The sequence below is a fragment of the Pontibacter rugosus genome (genome assembly GCF_042678745.1).
Classification (GTDB): Bacteria; Bacteroidota; Bacteroidia; order Cytophagales; family Hymenobacteraceae; genus Pontibacter; species Pontibacter rugosus.
Window position 1 is genome coordinate 1 of sequence record NZ_JBHTLD010000408.1, and the last position, 1520, is coordinate 1520.

At 43.9% G+C, this 1520-nt stretch carries 1 protein-coding gene; it reads left to right on the top strand.

What is annotated here, in order from left to right:
- Positions 1-48 precede the first annotated feature (48 nt).
- Positions 49-1311: a glycosyltransferase gene (locus tag ACFQ2O_RS21580; protein WP_377532965.1), complete on the top strand. Its 1263-nt coding sequence runs from the start codon at positions 49-51 to the stop codon at positions 1309-1311.
- Positions 1312-1520: the final 209 nt, after the last annotated feature.

The window sequence follows — 1520 nt, forward strand, 5'->3', positions numbered from 1 at the left end:
GAGACGCATTTCCAAAAAGATTTTTAAAGAAAATTAATAAAGACTTTTATGTCAGTTGTATTGATTTCAGCATTTGCATGCCAGCCATTTACTGGTAGTGAGCCAGGAGTAGGCTGGGACACCGTAGTGAATGCCTCTAAATTTTCAGATGTTATCCTCATCACACATCCTGTACATAAAGAATTTATAGACCCGGAACTGCCAGCCAATGTAGAAGTACATTATTATGATGGACCTTTCCCTAAAGCACTGCGGGGCAACAAGCCGGGTTTTGAGGCACATTACTTTCTGTGGCAACTGACATTGCACAATTATATTAAAGCACATGTGCATCGCCCATACGATGTAGTACACCATGTAACGTATGGCAGGTTCTGGACGCCCTCTTCGCTCTACAAGACAAAAGCGCCCTTCGTGTTCGGTGTTGTTGGCGGCGGCGAAACTACACCATTAAGTATGTTTCCTTTTTTTAAGAAGAAAGGTTTCTTTGCTGAGGCAGTTCGGAATGCTGTGGTATACCTATTCTCCTCCCTGCCCGCAGCCAAGAGAACAGTGAGCGCCGCCAGCATTGCCTATGTTACAACTGAGCAAACAGCAGATAAACTAAAGCAGATGGGTGCCGACGATGTTCGGGTAGCGCACCAGGTAGAGATAACTACTCAAAAGCTAAACTACTTCAGGCAGATTTCTGAAACCGTAAGCCCAGACCCGCAGAAGCTTGTATTCATTTCAGTGGCACGCCCCCTACCCTGGAAAGGCATTCAAATAGGCTTACAAGCGTTCGCCGAAGCAAGACTGACCGGCAGCGAGTATTGGGTAGTTGCTACCAAAAGAGAACGCGGATGGCTGGAAAATCTGGCAGCTGAACTAGGCATCACACATAAAGTTAAATTCTTCGGCGATCTGCCATCTATAGAAGATGTGCATAAGCTGGTGGCTTCTGCAGATGTGTTTGTACACATGGCTACCCATGAGGCATACGGCAACGTAGTAATGGAAGCAATGGCCCTGGGAAAACCTGTTATGTGCTTTAACAATGGCGGACCGGCTTTACAGGTAAACAATAAGAGCGGCTGGGTAACAGATTTTACTAGTGCTAAAGATGTAACGCAGCAGCTGGTGCGCACCATGCAAGAAATAGAGGCCGATAAATCTATTGCGGTACAGAAGGGCACAGAAGCTGTAAAACAGGTTACATACAGATGCCAGCATGTACCAAGCGGTGTAGCCTTTTTGCAAAGTGCCTATCAGGAAGCTATCAGCAAGAAAAACCATCAACGTGTAAGTGACTCGCTGAGTATAGTAAGTTAACCTGCTAAGAAAACCATAGAGCTATTCTTTTTAATGGTGCCTTTTGAAGCTACTGCAAGTATAAGGTTGCAAGTTTCTTCTTCTGTTATATCTGTTTTCTGTACAGCATATATAAAACATTCTTTTGTGGATCATTAAGCTTTGCACCAAAGGCTAAGCGGTAAGTAAATATCAAAAACCTATTTTGTAAGCTATAGTATAAAGTATAG